Source organism: Pseudomonas sp., assembly GCF_049590575.1.
GTDB lineage: Bacteria > Pseudomonadota > Gammaproteobacteria > Pseudomonadales > Pseudomonadaceae > Aquipseudomonas.
In genome coordinates this window covers 70,760-87,613 of record NZ_JBAWDE010000397.1, presented here as the reverse complement: position 1 = coordinate 87,613, position 16,854 = coordinate 70,760, and the positions used below count along the sequence as shown (strand labels likewise).

The following is a 16,854-nucleotide window of genomic DNA, read 5'->3' as shown; positions in this document are numbered from 1 at the left end:
TTGGTGAGGTCGGTATGACGACCCCCTTAAACACCCGTTCAGGCGTTCAAGTCGAACGCCTAGGGCTTATCTGTTTCATTACGCTGGATCGTCCCGAGACGGGCAACAGTGTGGATCTGGGCATGGGGCTGGCGTTGAGAGATGCGGTGCGCTCGTTGGTTGTGAACCCGCCACGTGTTTTGGTTCTGCGCAGCAGCGGCGCGCACTTCATGGTGGGGGGCGATGTGCGCCGCTTCGAGACCTTGTTGAGGGTCTCCAGCGCGGCCTGCGTCGATGAGTTGGAAACCCTGATCAGTGCCGTCAACGAAGCGGTAACCGGACTGACGCAATTGCCCTGTCCGGTGCTGGGTTTGATCAACGGAGCCGCCGCCGGCTTCGGACTGTCGCTGGCCCTGGCGTGCGACATCCTGGTCGCGGCCGACGATGCAAGTTTCCTGATGGCGTACAGCGCAATCGGTGCCACGCCGGACGGCGGCGGCACCTGGCATCTGCCACGGCAGGTGGGGTTGCATCGAGCCATGGCCATCGCGTTGCTGAATCCGAAACTGAGCGCCGTTGACGCGAAGGCCGCAGGCCTGGTGACCGAGGTGGTGCCTGGCGAAGAGCTGGCGGCAGCCGGCCTGGCCATCGCCCAGCGCTTGGCCGAAGGGCCCGCCGCGGCGCAGGCGGGGATCAAACGCTTGCTGCGTAGCGGCCTGGACGCAAACCTGGAAACAGCCTTGGCAGCCGAAAAGGCCACGTTCGTGGCGGTATCCGCCAGCGCTGACTTTGCAGAAGGCGTTTCCGCGTTTTGCCAGCGCCGCAAGGCTCAATTTGGTTCGTCCCTTTAATCCCCCAAGAGGTCTTTCATGAGAATCGAAGGTTCTGTTTTCTTCATCACCGGTGGTGCTTCGGGCTTAGGGGCTGCCACCGCCAAGTGGCTGGTGGGATCGGGCGCCCAGGTGGTGCTGGCTGACCTCAACGAGGTGGCAGGTGAAGCATTGGCGAATGAGTTGGGGCCCGATGCGTTATTCGTGCGCACGGACACGGTGCAAGAGCAATCCGTGCAAGCGGCCATCGACCTTTCACTCGGCCGGTTCGACCGTGTAGACGGACTGATCTGCTGTGCTGGCGTAGCACCTGGGCAGAAGGTGCAGAGTAAGGCGGGGCCGCATGACCTGGATACCTTTGCGCGCACAATCACGATCAACCTGGTGGGGACGTTCAACGCCATACGATTGGTCGTAGCGGCCATGAGTAACAATGCGCCCAATGGCGATGGCGAGCGCGGCGTGATCATCACCACCGCGTCCGTCGCGGCCTTTGATGGCCAAATCGGCCAGGCGGCCTATGCGGCGTCTAAAGCTGGTGTGGTGGGTATGACACTGCCGATTGCTCGTGAACTTGCCCGGTTTGGCATTCGGGTGGTGACCATTGCGCCCGGCATCTTCGAAACGCCAATGCTGCTTGGACTGCCTCAGGCCGTTCAAGACTCGCTGGGTAAAACAGTGCCATTTCCCCCACGTCTGGGGCGCGGTTGCGAGTACGCGCAATTGGTGGAGTCGATCGTACTGAACCCGATGCTCAACGGCGAGGTGATACGTCTGGATGGTGCATTACGCATGGCGGCCCAATAAGGAGTTACTCACGTTTCAATTTAAATTCTGAACAGAAAGTTTGAATGAATTTAGTGGCGTTGGGCGTTATCCCGGCGGCGCTGAAGTGTGCGTCACAGTCGAAAACAATAAAAAACAGCAATAACAATAACAATAGCGAAAGGTAGACTAACCATGCAATTCAACTTCGGTACAGTTATGCCCGTCCTGTGCGCCAGCGCAGTCTTGGGTATGGTCGGATCGGTACGTGCAGACTTCCTGGGGGACAGCAAATTCACCCTGGAACTGCGTAACTTCTATATGAACCGTGACTTCCGCCAGGCCGGCGCGGCGCAGAATAAAGCGGAGGAATGGGCTCAGGGATTCATGTTGCGCCTTGAATCCGGTTACACCGAGGGGCCGGTAGGTTTCGGTATTGATGCCATCGGGATGCTGGGGCTGAAACTCGACTCCAGCCCAGATCGGGTTGGCACCGGCCTGCTCAAGACCAATGCGGTCGGGCCCAAGCGGGCCAAGGATGAATATGGCGAGTCAGGCTTTACTGCCAAGGTACGTATCTCCAAGAGCACCTTGAAGCTCGGCACTCTCCAGCCGGTGTTGCCGCCTTTGATGCGCAATGACTCACGTCTTATGCCGCAGACCTTTCGCGGAGCTTGGTTGGCCAGTAACGAGATTGAGGGTTTGAACCTTGATCTGGGCCGCCTTGATCGGGTCAATCAGCGCGACTCTTCGGACAACGAAGTGATGACCGTCTTCAATGGCGGCAAGCGCAATATAGTGCTCGGAAGTGCCAAAACCAGTGATGAATTTCTGTTTGGTGGGGGTCGCTATCAATGGAATCCGACACTTTCCACCAGTTATTACTACGGCGGCCTTGATGGCATCTACAAACAACACCTGATCAATCTAGTGCATCAATTACCGTTGGGGGGCGGGCAAAGTCTTAAGTCCGATATCCGATTTTCACACTCTGGTGCCGACGGCGGAAGTAACGTGGACAACGATGCTTTGGGCGCCTTGTTTACCTACAAAATGCTTGGGCATAGCTTCAGCGCCGGCTACCAGCACCTCAGCGGTCGCACCGGTTTCGCCTACGTCAATGGCGCGGACGATGCCTTGCTCAATCAGGTGCAGATCAACGACTTCGGTAACCGCGATGAGCATTCGTGGCAGGTGCGCTACGACTATGACTTCGCCGCGTTGGGCTTTCCAGGGCTAACCCTGATGACCCGCTATCTGTCGGGTGACAACGTGGACCGAGGGGCCGGGCTGAGCGAAGGCAAAACCTGGGAGCGCAACACGGACCTGGGGTACGTCATTCAAAGCGGGCCGCTGAAAAACCTGGCGTTGAAGCTGCGTAACGCCACCACCCGCAGCAACTTCCTGAGTGATCTGGATGAAAACCGCCTGATCGTCAGCTACAGCTTGCCACTCTGGTAAGTCCTGAATCGTCGCAGCCTGGCGCATGGCCAGCAGGAAATGGCTGGCTTGGCGAAATTGGCATAAAAAACGTCAGTATTGCCAATGTGCCAGCGCTGCCGATTTTCGTACTGTGCAAAAGGGCACAGCGGCACATCAATGTTGAGACAGACACGATGAACACAATAAAAAGAAGTTATTCGCGTGGCGCGATTCATACTCCGTTGATTGAGAAAACCCTGGGGGATTTCTTTGACGAGGTGGTCGCACGATTTCCCGATAATGAAGCGCTTGTTTCGTGTCATCAGAGTATCCGGCTCAGCTATTCGCAACTTCAAGCCGAAGTAAACCAACTGGCGAGTGCGCTGCTTGCGTTGTCACTTGTGCCGGGTGATCGTGTGGCTATCTGGGCCAACAACAGCGCCGAATGGCTGATAACCCAACTGGCGACAGCCAAGGTCGGTATCATCCTGGTCAACTTCAACCCGGCCTATAAAACCATCGAGCTTGAGTACGCGCTGAATAAGGCGGGCTGCAAGGCATTGATCACTATGGCCGCGTTCAAGACTACTGATTACCTGCAAGTGATCAGAACCATTGCGCCGGAAATCCACACATCTACACCTGGACAGCTCAGTGCTACGAGGTTGCCCGCATTGCATGCGGTCATTCACCTGGGCGAAGAACACGTGCCCGGGTTTATGCGTTTTCGCGATCTGATGAGTCTGGGGAATGCCTTGGATGAACATGTCCCGCGTGTCGCTGCGACGCTGAAGAACACTGATGCGATCAACATCCAATTCACCAGCGGCACCACGGGCTCTCCAAAGGGCGCAGCGCTGACCCATCGCGGCATTCTCAACAATGGATTTTTTCTCGGCGAAGGCATGAGCCTGACTGCCACCGATCGCCTGTGCATTCCGGTGCCTTTGTTTCATTGCTTTGGCATGGTGGTTGGCAACCTGGCGGCATTGACCCATGCCAGCACCATCGTCTATCCCAACGATGCATTTGACCCGGTGCGTACCCTTGAGGCCGTACAGAGTGAGCGCTGCACCGCCCTGCACGGTGTGCCGACGATGTTCATCACCGAACTCGACCACCCCCGCTTTCACGAATTCGACCTGTCCACCTTGCGCACCGGCATCATGGCCGGCACGGCTTGCCCGATTGAGGTGATGCGCCGGGTTCAGCGCGACATGCATATGCGCGATGTCACTATTGCCTACGGCATGACCGAAACCAGCCCGGCCAGCTGCCAAAGCACCTGTGAAACACCGCTGGAAAAACGCGTGTCGACCATCGGCAAAGTCCACCCCCACCTGGAAGCCAAGGTGGTCCACCCGGAGTCGGGAGACACCTTGCCGATCGGCGTCGTGGGGGAGTTGTGTATCCGTGGTTATTCGCTGATGCAAGGCTACTGGAACGACCCGGAAAAGACTGTGCAGACCATCGACAGCGACGGCTGGATACACAGCGGAGACTTGGCCACGATGGATGCCGAGGGCTACGTCAGCATCACCGGGCGTATCAAGGATATGGTGATACGCGGCGGCGAAAATATTTCCCCGCGCGAGATCGAGGAGTTCCTGTATCAACACCCGGCGATTCAGGATGCGCAGGTGATCGGCGTGGCAGATGAGAAATACGGCGAGGAGCTCTGCGTTTGGGTGATCGTGCGCCCGGGCCTGGCGATCAGCGAAGACGAGATACGCAAGTTCTGCAGCAGCCAGATCGCCCGTTACAAGATCCCGCGCTATATACGCTTCGTCGACGGCTTCCCAATGACGCTCTCCGGCAAAGTACAGAAGTTCAGGATGCGCGAAATCATGGAAGAAGAGCTTACCCTGGCGGTGTGCTAGAGCGCCGCCCACATTTACTCATGCGCCGCTTCATAGGCGCCACCGATAAGGAATGAACCATGGCATGGCAGATTGAAGTGATTGAAGGGTGTGCGGTTGTGCGCATGAATACCAACAAGGTCAATGTGCAGAACGACACCTTCTTCAAGGACCTGCATGACGCGTTTGATCGGCTCGAAACCGAGTTCAGCGAGCTGCCGGTGATTCTGACCGGGCAGGGCAATGCCTTTTCCGCCGGCATCGACTTCAAGTACAGCTTTGATGTGTTTGGCAGCCAGAACAAAGAGCGGATCCGCCAGTGGTACGCCGAGTATCGCGCGACCAACCTGCGCATCTTCCAGTACCCGCGCCCCACCGTGGCAGCGATCAACGGGCATGCTATTGCCGGTGGCCTGATCACGGCCCTGGACTGCGACTTCCGTATCGCCGCTCGCAAAGAGGCCAAGTTCGGCTTGAACGAAGTGCCTATCGGCATTCCGATGCCTGCCGCGTATGTGGAAATCATCAAGTATGCGCTGGGCAATCAGGTCGGCGCGCTGACCACCCTCAAGGGTGAACTCTATTCGCTGGAGCAGGCCGAGAAGCTCGGGTTCTTCCATGAGGTAGTGGAGGAATCGCAACTGCTGGCCACCGCGATTGCCTATGCGCGATGCATCACGCCCGATTGCAACGTGGCGTATGCGATGTCCAAGAAAGCCTTGCAGGATTCGGTCATGCAGCAGATTGACCTGCGTACTACGCTGCTCGACCAGGAACTGCCCACCGGCATGAGCGATGCAGGTAATCGCCGGGCCCAGGACAAGCGTCGCCGGGAAATCATGGGCGAATAAGAGAAAGAACATCGTGGAAATTATCGACGCCTGGATGCAGTTTCCCAACAAGCGCTTTTTGCAGGACCCGATGTTTGAGTCTCTGCGGCGCTGGCCCACGGCGTGGAAGGTGCTAGCCGAGAACAGCCCTGACATTACCTCGGCGCAAGTGCTTGAAACGCTCCAGAAAGAGGGCGTATCGAAGGTCTTCGCCAGTGCCTGGTGGGGACCTGCGGGGCCGATGATCACTAACGAAGAAGTGGCGGCGGCCGTCACGGCGCAGCCTGAGCGAGTCATTGGCGTGGCATCGGTAGACCTGAGCCGGCCGATGGAGGCGGTCAGGGAACTGCGCCGTTGTGCCCGCCAGTATGGTTTCAAGGCGTTGCGCGTATTGCCATGGCTTTGGGGCCTGCCGCCTGATGACCGCCGTTACTACCCGCTGTATGCCGAGTGCATCGAGCTGGATATCACCTTCTGTCTGCAAGTAGGCCACGCGGGCCCTATGCGCCCGTCGGAGCCAGGGCGCCCGATGCCTTATCTGGATAACGTGGCGCATGAGTTTCCTGAGCTGCGCATCGTCGGCGGGCATATCGGCTTTCCGTGGGTGGCCGAAATGATTTCCTTGATGATGAAGCATCCGAATGTCTACGTGGATACATCAGCCTACAAGGCTTCGCGGTTTCCTGCGGAGCTGGTGGCGTATATGCGTGGAGCGGGGAAGAGAAAGGTCTTGTTTGGCACCAATTACCCGATGCTGACTGCCGCTGATTGTTTACAAGGGCTGCAAGCGTTGAACCTGGAGGAAGATGTACAGCGCTGTTTCCTGGCGAACAATGCGCGCCGGGCATTCAAGTTGCCCGGCTAAAGAGTCAAACAGTCATTTACCCAGCATGCGCCTTGCCGAGGTCAGTACGGGTGCATCGATCATTCTCCCTTCAAAGGAAAACGCCCCGCCGTGCTGCTTTGCCGCCTCGAGCACGCGCTCTGCCCAGGCTTGCTCGTGTGCTGAGGGTGTGAAGATACTGTCAACCTGCTCGACCTGTTTAGGATGCAGGCAGAGCATGCCGGCGAAGCCCAGATCCTTTGAGGCGGTCGCAAAGGCGCTAAGGCCCTCCATATCACTTAGCACGGGGTAAACCGTGTCGACGGGCGGTTCCAGGCCATTGAGTGCGCTGTGCAATAGCAGCGCATAACGAACCTGGTCGAAGATCCTGTGACTGCTGGGCGAGTAGGCATTGATACCGAGCTGGATAGCCAGATCCAATACGCCAAACACCAAGCGCTCGATGCCTTTGCAGGTCGCTGACTCGGGGAGTGTCAAAAGGCCTTGAGGTGTTTCTATCAGTGGCCAGATTTTGCGGCAGGTATCAGCGACTTCTTCCAGCTGTTTAAGGCTTTCGGCCTTTGGCACCATGACACCAGCCAGGTGGGGGTGAGCCCGGCACAACGCCAGGTCCTGTTTATAAGCCTCATCGCCATTTGAGTTGATCCTGACCATCACATTTTGATGACGCGTCTGCGCCAAATACCGATCAGCATTTTCGCGCGCCTGGTCCTTATGCTGTGGCTCAACGGCATCTTCCAGGTCGATGACGACGCGGCCTGCGCCTGTCGCTATAGCTTTTTCGAAGCGTTCCGGCCTGTCCCCAGGCACAAATAACACAGTCCTAATCATAGGGGCTCCCGCGGCAGGCATTGCACTGAACAGCGCAACACCTGCAGGTAGTGATTAACGATTCAGATCGAGATTCTTGGTTTCACGTATGTAGATAAAACCAACGATGCAGGTGAGCGCCGCTACGCCGATGGGGTAGTAAAGCCCCGCATAAACATTGCCTGTCCACAGCACCAGCCAAGATGAGATCAGCGGCAGGAAGCCACCGAAGCAGCCATTCCCCAAGTGATAGGGCAATGACATGGAGGTGTAGCGAATGCGTGCAGGGAACAGCTCGACCAGGAAGGCGGCCATGGGGCCGTACACCATGGTGACGTACGTCATCAACAGCACCAGCAGCAGCAACATCATCGGCTTGTTGACCTGGGTCGGGTCCGCAGCGCCCGGGTAACCGGCACTGGCTAACGCCGCTGTCAGTGTCGGCTTGTCGGGCGCGGTCAAATTAAGGGCGCCGATGGAAATAGCAACACTGTTGTTTGCCTCTATCACCGTACGATAGGGCACACCACGCGCCGACAGTTCATTGCGGATGGCATCGCAGTTATTGCAGTTTTCTGGGGCGGTAAGGATTACAGGGGTGGTAGCAATAGCGGCTTCCAAGGCGGGGTTGCCGTAGTGCATCAGCCCTTTGTAGATAGGCATGAAGGTCAGTGCCCCCAAGAGGCAGCCGGCAAGAATAATCGGCTTTCTACCGACCTTATCCGATAGGTATCCGAAGAACACGAAGAGCGGGGTTCCGATGACCAATGCCAACGCGACCAACATGGTGGACAGGCCAAACTCGATCTTCAGGATACTTTGTAGAAAGAACAGGGCGTAAAACTGCCCGGTGTACCAAACGACCGCTTGTCCGGCAATGGCGCCCAACAATGCAATGAACACCAGGCGCAGGTTTTTCGAGTCGCCAAAGCTTTCCTTCACCGGGTTGGCCGATAACTTGTGCTCGGCCTTCATTTTGAGAAAAACCGGGGATTCGCTGAGTGTCATGCGGATATAGACCGAGACCATCAGCAGCACTAGCGACAGCAGGAATGGAATACGCCACCCCCACGCACGGAATTCCTCCTCACCCAGCAGTGACCGACAGGTAAGAATGACGCCAAGTGACAGCAAGAACCCGATGGTTCCTGTGGTCTGGATCCAGCTGGTGCGAAAGCCACGCTTCTTCGCAGGCGCGTGTTCGGCGACGTAAATTGCGGCACCGCCATATTCGCCGCCCATGGCCAGGCCCTGGATCAGTCGAAGGAGCACTAACAGGATCGGCGCGAGAATACCGACTTGTTCGTAGGTCGGCAGGACACCCACCAAGGCGGTAGACAACCCCATGATTACAATGGTGGCGAGGAAGGTTTTTTTGCGGCCGAACAGGTCGCCAAGGCGCCCGAATATGATTGCGCCTACAGGCCTGATGGCAAACCCGGCGCCAAAAGTAGCCAGGCTGGCCAACAGGGCTGCTGTTTCGTTGCCTTTCGGAAAGAATAACGAGCCGAAGAACACGGCGAGGCTTCCGTACAAGTAGAAGTCATACCATTCGAATACAGTCCCCAGTGACGAGCCTAGTATCACTCGCCGTTCTTCTTTGGGGGTGGTGGTGTGCGTTGTGCGAGCGTCTGTATCGATTGCAGTAGCCATTGTCATTCACCGTGTTTTACGGATGAGCTCCCACAGCCCTCCTGGCTAACGTGTGCGTTGACCGAGACGGCTGTAGCGAGCCTGAGAAGTTTTTTATTGTTTAGGCTAGTGACGAGCAGAAGTGTTAGAGGAGGGTAGTGCCACCATCCACCATCAACGTCTGACCAGTAACGAAACCGCTGCCTTCGCTGGCGAGGAAGATGACCGCACCGACGACGTCATCCGGTGTCAGGTTGCCCTTGAGGCTCTGACCCGACTTGATCGCGTCCGTAGCTTTGTCCAGCTTGTCGTCGAAGAACTGGCTGGTGGCCTCGGTCAGTACCAGGCTCGGTGCGATGCTGTTTACACGGATCCAGTGGCGGCCGACTTCACGGGCCAAACCACGGGTAATACCAATGACGGCTGCTTTGGAAGCGGTGTAGTGCAGGGCATAGGGCATGCCGTAGACCGCGGCCAGGGACGCGATGTTGATGATACTGCCGCCGCCGGCCGCTTTCATCGAAGGGAATACGGCTTTGGAGCAATTCCAGACACCCTTTACGTTGACATTCATGCAGCGGTCCCAGATGTCCGGATCGATGTCCGTGAACGGCGTATTTTTGAGGTCGGCCCACAAGGCTGCATTGTTGACCAAGACGTCGATCTTGCCGAAGCGTTCAACGGCAGCCTCTGCCATCTTCTGAGTGCTGGTCGCGTCTGCGACATCTACTTTTACCGTCAGAAAGGGAATATTTTCCTTGGTCAGAAGATTTTCGGACTCTACACAGTCGTTGAAGTCTGCCAGGACAATGTTGGCGCCCAAGCGGCCCAGTTCCAGCGCATAGGTTTGACCTAGCCCACGGGCAGCGCCAGTGATGATGATGGTTTTACCGGTCATGTTGTTGGTGTTTTTAGTCATGATAATTACCTCTTATTGGATGAGTTATTGACGCGCGCCGAAACGGGAGATGCCGTTTTCAAGTTCCTCTGAGTGAACCGTGCTGTTCCAGAGGGTGTTTTCCATCCATAGCCCGTCCTGCAGCGGTCGCCCCAGGCCGCGCAGTACCGACTCTTTATCAGTACGCAGCGAGGCTTGCGGGAGTGCGGCAATTTGCCTGGCGTATTCCAGGGCCTTGTCCAACAAAGCTTCACGGGGGACAACCTGATTCAGGAAGTTGATACGCAGGGCTTCTTCAGCGGTGAATTGCCGACCGCTGAGAATCAAGTCCAGCGCATTGCCCAGGCCGACGATATGCGGCAGACGTTGAGTCAGGCCCGACTCGCAGCCGATATCCCAGCGCCTGTTCAGCACACCAAACTGGGCTTCGGGCACTGAAAAACGAATGTCGCAGGCCATGGCCAGTTCCATTCCGCCTGCGAGGCAATACCCGTTGATCGCGGCGATGATGGGCTTGTACACCTCGACGCCACGGGTCAGACCGCCGAGCCCTGGCTCATAGGCGGCGCGTTCACGCAGGTCGTTCAAACTCAGGGTGGAGGTACGTTTCGCGTAACCTTTGATGTCCCAACCCGAACAAAAAGACTTCTCGCCAGCCCCTGTCAGCACCGCTACGTTCAGCTCTGGGTCTTTACGAAATTTCACCCAGGCTTCACACAACCCTTCGTGGACCGCTTCATCAATGCAATTTTCGCGGTTGGCGTTATTAATCGTGATTAGCACGACGCCGCCGGCTTGTTTTTCGTACCGGACAGCTGCCGGCAGTTCATTTGGCTGAATCATGGTCCGCTCCTAGCGAATACGCGCCCAAGTGGTTTTGAGGTCGGTAAATTTCTCCAGACCCTGGATACCTTTGTCGCGACCAAATCCAGATTGTTTGAACCCGCCAAACGGAACGCCGAAGTCGATTTCGTTGAAGCAATTGATCCAGACAGTGCCTGCCTTGACGCCTCGGGACACTCGGTGTGCCTTGTTGATGTCGTTAGTCCAGACAGAGGCGGCCAGGCCGTAAGGGGTGTCGTTGGCCAGCGGCAGAATTTCGCTTTCTTCATCGAACGAAATGACCGACAGGACAGGGCCAAAGACCTCTTCCTGGGCAATCGTCATGGACGGCAGTACATCGTCGAACAACGTTGGCGTCAGGTAGTAGCCACCGCTATCAACAAGGCTGCGTTCGCCGCCACAACGCAGGGTGGCGCCGTCGCGTTGAGCGCCTTCGATATAGCCACACACGCGTGAAAGTTGTTTTTGGCTGACGATGGCGCCCAGACGGGTCTGCGGATCCAAAGGGTCACCAGGGACCAGGCGGCTGGCGGACGCAATGATCTTGTCCACCAGCTCATCCTTGATTTTTCGATCAACGATTAGCCGTGAGCCTGCGTAACAGACCTGGCCTTGGTTGGTGTAGATACCGAATGTAACGGCTTTGGCCACCTCATCCAGATTGGTGAAGTCGGACAGCACGACTTGAGGGCTTTTGCCGCCACACTCCAAGCTCAGTCGCTTCATGTTGGACTGGCCTGCGTACTGCAGAAATTTTTTGCCGACGTCGGCAGAACCCGTGAAGGAGATGAAGTCGACATCAGGGTGCAGACCAAGGGCCTGGCCTGCTTCGGCGCCGCCAGGAATGACGTTGAATACGCCTTCCGGAATACCTGCTTCCAAGGCAAGCGCTGCGAGGCGTAGAGCGGTAAACGGAGCTTCTTCAGAAGGCTTCAACACCACTGAGTTGCCGGTGGCCAGGGCCGGGGCGATGCGCCATACCGCAAGCAGCAGGGGGTAGTTCCATGGGGTGACCACACCCACGACGCCCAGAGGTTCGCGAGTAATGGTTGCAACGACGTCCTGAGCGGTAGGCGCAACCTGGTCGTAAAGCTTGTCGACTGCTTCCGCGTTCCAGACGAAGCAGGCGATTGATGCCGGAATATCAACGGTTGTGGTGTCACGAATGGGCTTGCCAACCGCCAAGGACTCTAGCAGTGCCAGTTCATCGGAATGTTTGCGCATCAATTCAGCCAGCGCCAGTAGACGACGCTTGCGTTGGGTCGGCGCCATCCGACGCCAGGTGCCTGCTTCATAGGCATGACGCGCCGCCTTGACGGCTGCATCCACTTCCCGTTCGCCGCAGGCGGAGACTTCCACCAGTGCTTGGCCATTGGCCGGGTTGATACAGAGCGAGGTTTTTTCCGCACGCACGTGCTGCGTTCCGATAACGGCATCCGTTGGTAGCACCAGCGCTGCAGCCCGTTCATGCCAATTCACGTCAACATTCTTATTCATCGTATGTCTCGTCATTCTGTGAAGGTCGACGAAAAAGTAACGCCGTTACGAAAAGATAGCAAGCGTGATTTTTAAAGATGACCGATATGAATTTTCCGCTGGGAAAAGAGCAAGCGTAAGCAGGCTAAGAAACGCCTGGATTGGGTGGGCGATCGCGGTACGAAGAGTTGAAACGCTGGGGGAGGGCGAGCGATTACGGGGCGAGTTTGCAGGATGGTCTACCGAGCCTTAGTGGCACGGTATCCGAAGGAGGCGGTTTAAACTGGGTTATGCGCTGTGGGCGTGCTGGAGTGTTCTAAGGCTGTCATCCAGTAGTTTGTCCACATCGATCTCCAGGATTTTCAGGCGCCCGGTGCCTTTCATTAACAGGATGCCAAACATCCACGATGCGCCTGCGACCGCAAGATGATGCTTGTTGTCGGCTGTCGCAATCGCGTCGTTTTCCATGGCGTTGGCGACCGTTTCATATACAACCTTGAGCTTTACGTTCAGCTCACGGTTCAACTCACTGCCAACCCCGACGGGATGCGCGCCGCCGTAGAGGTAAAAGCCCAAATCGAATTCTGCAGGTCTGGCATCGAAGTATTCAAACCAGGCACGTAATGCGGCGAGACTCTGTTTGCCTTTAGGCCCTTGATCGGCACCGTCCTTGACGGCTTCTGCCATGTTGACCAGAGACTCACGGAGGATATCTGCGTACACCTCCTCCTTGTTTGTGTACTGCGCGTAAATCGCCCCGGTGGTGCACCCTGCGATTTTGGCAATTTCACGCAGCGACGCACCATGCAAACCGACCTCGACAAATATTTGTTTGGCGGCGTCCCTGATCAGTTCCCGGCGGAAGGCACTCAGTGCTGCTTTACGCTTAACGACGGGTGGCTTTACCTCTTCGTTCATAGTTGGCTCGCTGCGCTATCTAATTATGTTCATCTTCAAACAAGCTCGTATCGTTGAAATGAATGACTCGGGCTGCGAAGATAGGAATTTTCAATCATACCTTCGCACGTAGTGCCTGTCGAGGTGAAGACCTGTAGAGTCCCTGATTGTACAACGGCAGCCACTAACTACCGTCGCGCGCTATCAAGCGGTTTTTATTTCGCTAAGTCCCAGTTCATTAATCATCACCTCGCGCATGCTGAGCTTTTGAACTTTGCCGCTTACTGTCATGGGGAACGCAGACACAAAACGAATGTACCGCGGGATCTTATAGTGTGCGATTGATCCACGGCAAAAAATTTTGACCGCCTCCTCATCCAGCGTGTAGTCCTCTTTAAGGCGAACCCAGGCACATATCTCCTCACCAAATTTAGAGTCAGGCACACCAAATACCTGAACCTCACCGATTGCTGGGTGACCGGATAGAAACTCTTCAATTTCCTTGGGGTAAATGTTTTCTCCGCCGCGTATCACCATGTCCTTGATTCGGCCCGTGATGTTGCAGTAACCGTTACTGTCCAACGTAGCAATATCGCCGGTGTGCATCCAGCCATTGGCGTCGAGTACTTCAGACGTCTTCTCGGCATCGCCCCAGTAGCCCAACATGACTGAGTAGCCTCGGATGCAGATCTGCCCTGGAACGCCTCGGGGAACGATGTTGCCAACGTCATCGACGACCTTTGCCTCAATATGTGGTAATGCCGAACCGACCGTGGAGACGCGGCGCTCAAGAACATCGTCGCGGCTGGTCTGGAAGCTTATCGGGCTGGTTTCGGTCATTCCATAGGCGAAGGTGATTTCGGTCATGCCTAGATCTGAAATGATTCTGCGCATTACGTCCATAGGGCAGGGTGCGCCTGCCATCATCCCGGTTCGCAGAGAACTGAGGTCGAAGGTATGGAAGTCGGGATGTTCCAGAATTGAGATGAACATGGTGGGTACACCATGTAACGCCGTGCAATGTTCTGCTTGAATAGCCTCAAGGACTGAAAGAGCATCAAATGATTCGCTCGGTATAATCATCGCCGCACCGTGACTGATGCAGGCCAGGTTGGACAATACCAAGCCGAAGCAGTGATAAAACGGCACGGGAATGCACAGTTTGTCCTGGGCCGTGAGCCCCATTCCCTGGCCGCAGAAGTAACCGTTATTAAGAATGTTATGGTGGGACAACGTGGCCCCTTTTGGTGAGCCGGTAGTGCCGCTGGTGAACTGGATATTGATCGCGTCATCAAACTTGAGTTTTACAGTCGGAATTGAGAAAAACTGACCTCGCTCACTGACACTGTCAAAACTTATAAAACCTGGCGAGGGCAGCTGGTTAATTTGAATGATGGTGTGCAGGTCCGGCAGGTCTTTTAGCTTCAAATCCCCTGGTGTTTGCGTACTTATGGCCGGCGCGATCTGATACAGCATTTCAATATAATGACTACTCTTGAATTGAGTTGCGGTGACTAACGCACTACAGCCCACTTTCTTTAATGCATATTTAAGCTCTTCAGGCCGATAGGCTGGATTGATACAAACCAATATCAACCCTAATTTGGCCGTGGCAAATTGAGTGATGACCCACTCGACGTTGTTTGGCGACCAGATCCCGACCCGGTCTCCCGCATTAAGCCCCAGCGAGACCAGGCCACAGGCAAACCGATCGACCTGCTCGGCAAGCTGAGCGTAGGTCCAGCGGATGCCCTGGGAGCGCATGACCAACGCCAAGCCATCCGGATTTTTTCTGACAGCTTGGTCAAAGCTTTCGCCAATGGTCATTCCCAAGAGGGGATGGGTAGGGGTGCCACTGACATAGCTGTGAGCGACAGGAACATCGATTGCAGATGCGGCTGAACACATGACGGCCTCCAAACGGTGCGTGATTATAATTGTGTTTTTTACAGATAACACTGTTATCGTTAGCCTGCAAATGCTTTCTACCGGTCGTTTGCCTGCCTGAATTGGGAGCGTGCCGCCCGGACCATGTCTGTTTAAGTTTAGGAGTGCAGATGGATTACGCAGCTTGGATTGGAAAAGTTCAGGTGAGTCATGACTCGCTGAATCACTCCCATGTAAAACGCGTCGGTTGGACCCTTGGTCGGGCGGCCCCGTCCGATAGCGCGGACCTGCCGTTGCTCTGGCACTGGGCCTTTTTTCACGAATCCGTCGACAGCCAGGAGCTGGGCGTCGATGGCCACCCGCTGACGGGGGATTTTCTTCCCGAGACACACGGCCGCAAGCGGATGTGGGCAGGCAGTCGGCTGACGTTTCATCGTTCTTTGAAAATAGGTGTGGCGGCACTGCGCAGGTCCTCGATCCTCTCCATTGAGGAGAAGGCTGGGCGTAGCGGCAGCCTGCTATTTGTCACCGTTGGACACGAATATAGTCAGGACGGCGACCTTAAGGTCTACGAGGAGCAAGACATTGTCTACAAGGCGGCAAACGGCAACGTAGTTGGAGGGGAGCCCCTGCCGGAAGGTGATTGGCATCGATCTACGCGTGTGCACCCAGCTCTGCTGTTTCGTTATTCCGCAATTACGTTCAATGCCCACCGCATCCATTACGACCTGCACTACGTGACTGAGGTTGAAGGCTATCCTGGGCTGGTCATGCATGGTCCGCTTGTGGCAACGCTTGCCTTGCAAAGCCTGCTTGAAGCGCATTCCGGGATCGTTCCACGCAGCTTCAGTTTCAAGGGCGTCCGCCCATTAATTGCCGGCGAGGACCTGATTGTTCACGGGCGGCTGACATCGCCAGGTGTTGCCGCACTCTGGTCTGGCAATACCCAAGGGGTCGGTCAAGTGGGTGAAGTTAGGTTTTGACGAGGGATAGCGGGTGGGCGCAACGCCCTGAGCGGGCGTTGCGACAGGTATTTCAGGGCTCAGAACGTATGTTCAGGCCCCGGAAACTCACCGGTCTGCACCTCCCGCGCAAAGTCACTGGCGGCGGTACGGAGTACCGATCGTAGGTCCGCATACTGTTTGACAAAGCGCGGCAGGCGGCCGTTGCGCAGCCCCGCCATGTCCTGCCACACCAGTACCTGGGCGTCGCATTGGTTACCCGCTCCAATGCCCACAGTGGGGATCGACACCGCTTCGGTGATCGCACGGCCCACTTCTCCCGGCACCATCTCGATCAATAACGCAAACGCCCCGGCCGCCTCGAATGCCTTGGCGCTGTCGATCAGGCGTTGCGCATCGTCGCCGCGCCCCTGAACCCGGTAACCACCCAGTTGATGCTCCATCTGGGGCGTGAAACCAATGTGCGCCATGACGGGAATGCCGGACTGCGCGAGTTTCTCAACCTGAGGCAGCATCTCGATTCCGCCCTCCAATTTGACCGCATGCGCGCCGGCCTCTTTCATAAAGCGCACGGCGGTGTGAAAGCATTGTTCCGCTGACGCCTGGTAGGCGCCGAAGGGCAGATCGGCAATCACCAGCGCCCGCTGGGTTGAGCGGCTGACCGCGCTCACCAGCGGAATCAGTTCGTCCACGGTCACCGAGAGCGTGGATTCGTAGCCATAGACATTATTGGAGGCCGAATCGCCCACCAGCAGCACCGGGATACCGGCCTCCTCGAAAATCGCTGCGCTGTACATATCGTAGGCGGTGAGCATCGCCCATTTGCGACCCTCGACCTTCATCTGCTTCAAGTGCGGGATACGAATGCGCGGCGCCGATTGGGCGTTGCCGTAGGGTGCAGGCTGATCAGTCATTTTGTT

The 16,854-nt window shown here is 56.5% G+C and carries 15 protein-coding genes; 7 read left to right on the top strand and 8 right to left on the bottom strand.

What is annotated here, in order from left to right:
* Positions 1–14: 14 nt before the first annotated feature.
* The 6 genes from WBR57_RS28020 (at position 15) to WBR57_RS27995 (ending at position 6,550) form a co-directional block, all read left to right on the top strand.
* On the top strand, positions 15–830 hold the full coding sequence (locus WBR57_RS28020) for an enoyl-CoA hydratase/isomerase family protein (protein WP_154950119.1): 816 nt from the start codon (positions 15–17) through the stop codon (positions 828–830).
* 18 nt (positions 831–848) lie between these two features.
* Positions 849–1,616 carry an SDR family NAD(P)-dependent oxidoreductase gene (locus WBR57_RS28015; RefSeq protein ID WP_122540698.1) on the top strand — a complete coding sequence of 256 codons (768 nt, stop codon included), beginning with the start codon at positions 849–851 and terminating at the stop codon, positions 1,614–1,616.
* A 177-nt stretch (positions 1,617–1,793) separates the two neighbouring features.
* A complete protein-coding gene (locus tag WBR57_RS28010) occupies positions 1,794–3,035 on the top strand; it encodes an OprD family porin (protein ID WP_424088489.1) in 1,242 nt (413 codons plus the stop codon).
* Positions 3,036–3,190: 155 nt separating this feature from the next.
* Positions 3,191–4,876: an AMP-binding protein gene (locus tag WBR57_RS28005; protein WP_122540697.1), complete on the top strand. Its 1,686-nt coding sequence runs from the start codon at positions 3,191–3,193 to the stop codon at positions 4,874–4,876.
* A gap of 59 nt (positions 4,877–4,935) precedes the next feature.
* A complete protein-coding gene (locus tag WBR57_RS28000) occupies positions 4,936–5,706 on the top strand; it encodes an enoyl-CoA hydratase/isomerase family protein (RefSeq protein WP_122540696.1) in 771 nt (256 codons plus the stop codon).
* Between the two features lie 13 nt (positions 5,707–5,719).
* A complete protein-coding gene (locus WBR57_RS27995) occupies positions 5,720–6,550 on the top strand; it encodes an amidohydrolase family protein (protein ID WP_122540695.1) in 831 nt (276 codons plus the stop codon).
* 12 nt (positions 6,551–6,562) lie between these two features.
* On the opposite strand, the gene WBR57_RS27990 is transcribed toward WBR57_RS27995, so the two are convergent.
* The 7 genes from WBR57_RS27990 to WBR57_RS27960 form a co-directional block, all read right to left on the bottom strand.
* Entirely contained in the window at positions 6,563–7,360 is a 798-nt protein-coding gene (locus WBR57_RS27990; RefSeq protein WP_240055778.1) for an HpcH/HpaI aldolase/citrate lyase family protein, read from the bottom strand.
* Positions 7,361–7,414: 54 nt separating this feature from the next.
* Positions 7,415–8,998, bottom strand: coding sequence for an MFS transporter (locus WBR57_RS27985; protein WP_204952085.1), 1,584 nt, complete (start codon positions 8,996–8,998; stop codon positions 7,415–7,417).
* 118 nt (positions 8,999–9,116) lie between these two features.
* Positions 9,117–9,890: an SDR family NAD(P)-dependent oxidoreductase gene (locus WBR57_RS27980; protein ID WP_204952084.1), complete on the bottom strand. Its 774-nt coding sequence runs from the start codon at positions 9,888–9,890 to the stop codon at positions 9,117–9,119.
* A 24-nt stretch (positions 9,891–9,914) separates the two neighbouring features.
* A complete protein-coding gene (locus tag WBR57_RS27975) occupies positions 9,915–10,712 on the bottom strand; it encodes an enoyl-CoA hydratase/isomerase family protein (protein ID WP_101270134.1) in 798 nt (265 codons plus the stop codon).
* 9 nt (positions 10,713–10,721) lie between these two features.
* Positions 10,722–12,209: an aldehyde dehydrogenase gene (locus tag WBR57_RS27970; protein WP_106803937.1), complete on the bottom strand. Its 1,488-nt coding sequence runs from the start codon at positions 12,207–12,209 to the stop codon at positions 10,722–10,724.
* A gap of 267 nt (positions 12,210–12,476) precedes the next feature.
* Positions 12,477–13,106 carry a TetR/AcrR family transcriptional regulator gene (locus WBR57_RS27965; RefSeq protein ID WP_101270138.1) on the bottom strand — a complete coding sequence of 210 codons (630 nt, stop codon included), beginning with the start codon at positions 13,104–13,106 and terminating at the stop codon, positions 12,477–12,479.
* 183 nt (positions 13,107–13,289) lie between these two features.
* Entirely contained in the window at positions 13,290–14,993 is a 1,704-nt protein-coding gene (locus tag WBR57_RS27960) for an AMP-binding protein (protein ID WP_154950118.1), read from the bottom strand.
* Between the two features lie 149 nt (positions 14,994–15,142).
* On the opposite strand from WBR57_RS27960, the gene WBR57_RS27955 reads away from it, so the two are divergent.
* Entirely contained in the window at positions 15,143–15,955 is an 813-nt protein-coding gene (locus WBR57_RS27955) for a MaoC family dehydratase N-terminal domain-containing protein (protein ID WP_122539287.1), read from the top strand.
* A gap of 59 nt (positions 15,956–16,014) precedes the next feature.
* Here WBR57_RS27955 and panB read toward each other — a convergent pair whose 3' ends face one another.
* Positions 16,015–16,848: a 3-methyl-2-oxobutanoate hydroxymethyltransferase gene (gene panB / locus WBR57_RS27950; protein WP_122539288.1), complete on the bottom strand. Its 834-nt coding sequence runs from the start codon at positions 16,846–16,848 to the stop codon at positions 16,015–16,017.
* Positions 16,849–16,854 lie beyond the last annotated feature (6 nt).

Excerpts from the sequence above, each read along its gene's own strand:
- WBR57_RS28020 (WP_154950119.1), top strand. The coding sequence starts at position 15 with ATGACGACCCCCTTAAACACCCGTTCAGGCGTTCAAGTCGAACGCCTA.
- WBR57_RS28015 (WP_122540698.1), top strand. The coding sequence starts at position 849 with ATGAGAATCGAAGGTTCTGTTTTCTTCATCACCGGTGGTGCTTCGGGC.
- WBR57_RS28010 (WP_424088489.1), top strand. The coding sequence starts at position 1,794 with ATGCCCGTCCTGTGCGCCAGCGCAGTCTTGGGTATGGTCGGATCGGTA.
- WBR57_RS28005 (WP_122540697.1), top strand. The coding sequence starts at position 3,191 with ATGAACACAATAAAAAGAAGTTATTCGCGTGGCGCGATTCATACTCCG.
- WBR57_RS28000 (WP_122540696.1), top strand. The coding sequence starts at position 4,936 with ATGGCATGGCAGATTGAAGTGATTGAAGGGTGTGCGGTTGTGCGCATG.
- WBR57_RS27990 (WP_240055778.1), bottom strand. The coding sequence starts at position 7,360 with ATGATTAGGACTGTGTTATTTGTGCCTGGGGACAGGCCGGAACGCTTC.
- WBR57_RS27985 (WP_204952085.1), bottom strand. The coding sequence starts at position 8,998 with ATGACAATGGCTACTGCAATCGATACAGACGCTCGCACAACGCACACC.
- WBR57_RS27980 (WP_204952084.1), bottom strand. The coding sequence starts at position 9,890 with ATGACTAAAAACACCAACAACATGACCGGTAAAACCATCATCATCACT.
- WBR57_RS27975 (WP_101270134.1), bottom strand. The coding sequence starts at position 10,712 with ATGATTCAGCCAAATGAACTGCCGGCAGCTGTCCGGTACGAAAAACAA.
- WBR57_RS27970 (WP_106803937.1), bottom strand. The coding sequence starts at position 12,209 with ATGAATAAGAATGTTGACGTGAATTGGCATGAACGGGCTGCAGCGCTG.
- WBR57_RS27965 (WP_101270138.1), bottom strand. The coding sequence starts at position 13,106 with ATGAACGAAGAGGTAAAGCCACCCGTCGTTAAGCGTAAAGCAGCACTG.
- WBR57_RS27960 (WP_154950118.1), bottom strand. The coding sequence starts at position 14,993 with ATGTGTTCAGCCGCATCTGCAATCGATGTTCCTGTCGCTCACAGCTAT.
- WBR57_RS27955 (WP_122539287.1), top strand. The coding sequence starts at position 15,143 with ATGGATTACGCAGCTTGGATTGGAAAAGTTCAGGTGAGTCATGACTCG.
- panB (WP_122539288.1), bottom strand. The coding sequence starts at position 16,848 with ATGACTGATCAGCCTGCACCCTACGGCAACGCCCAATCGGCGCCGCGC.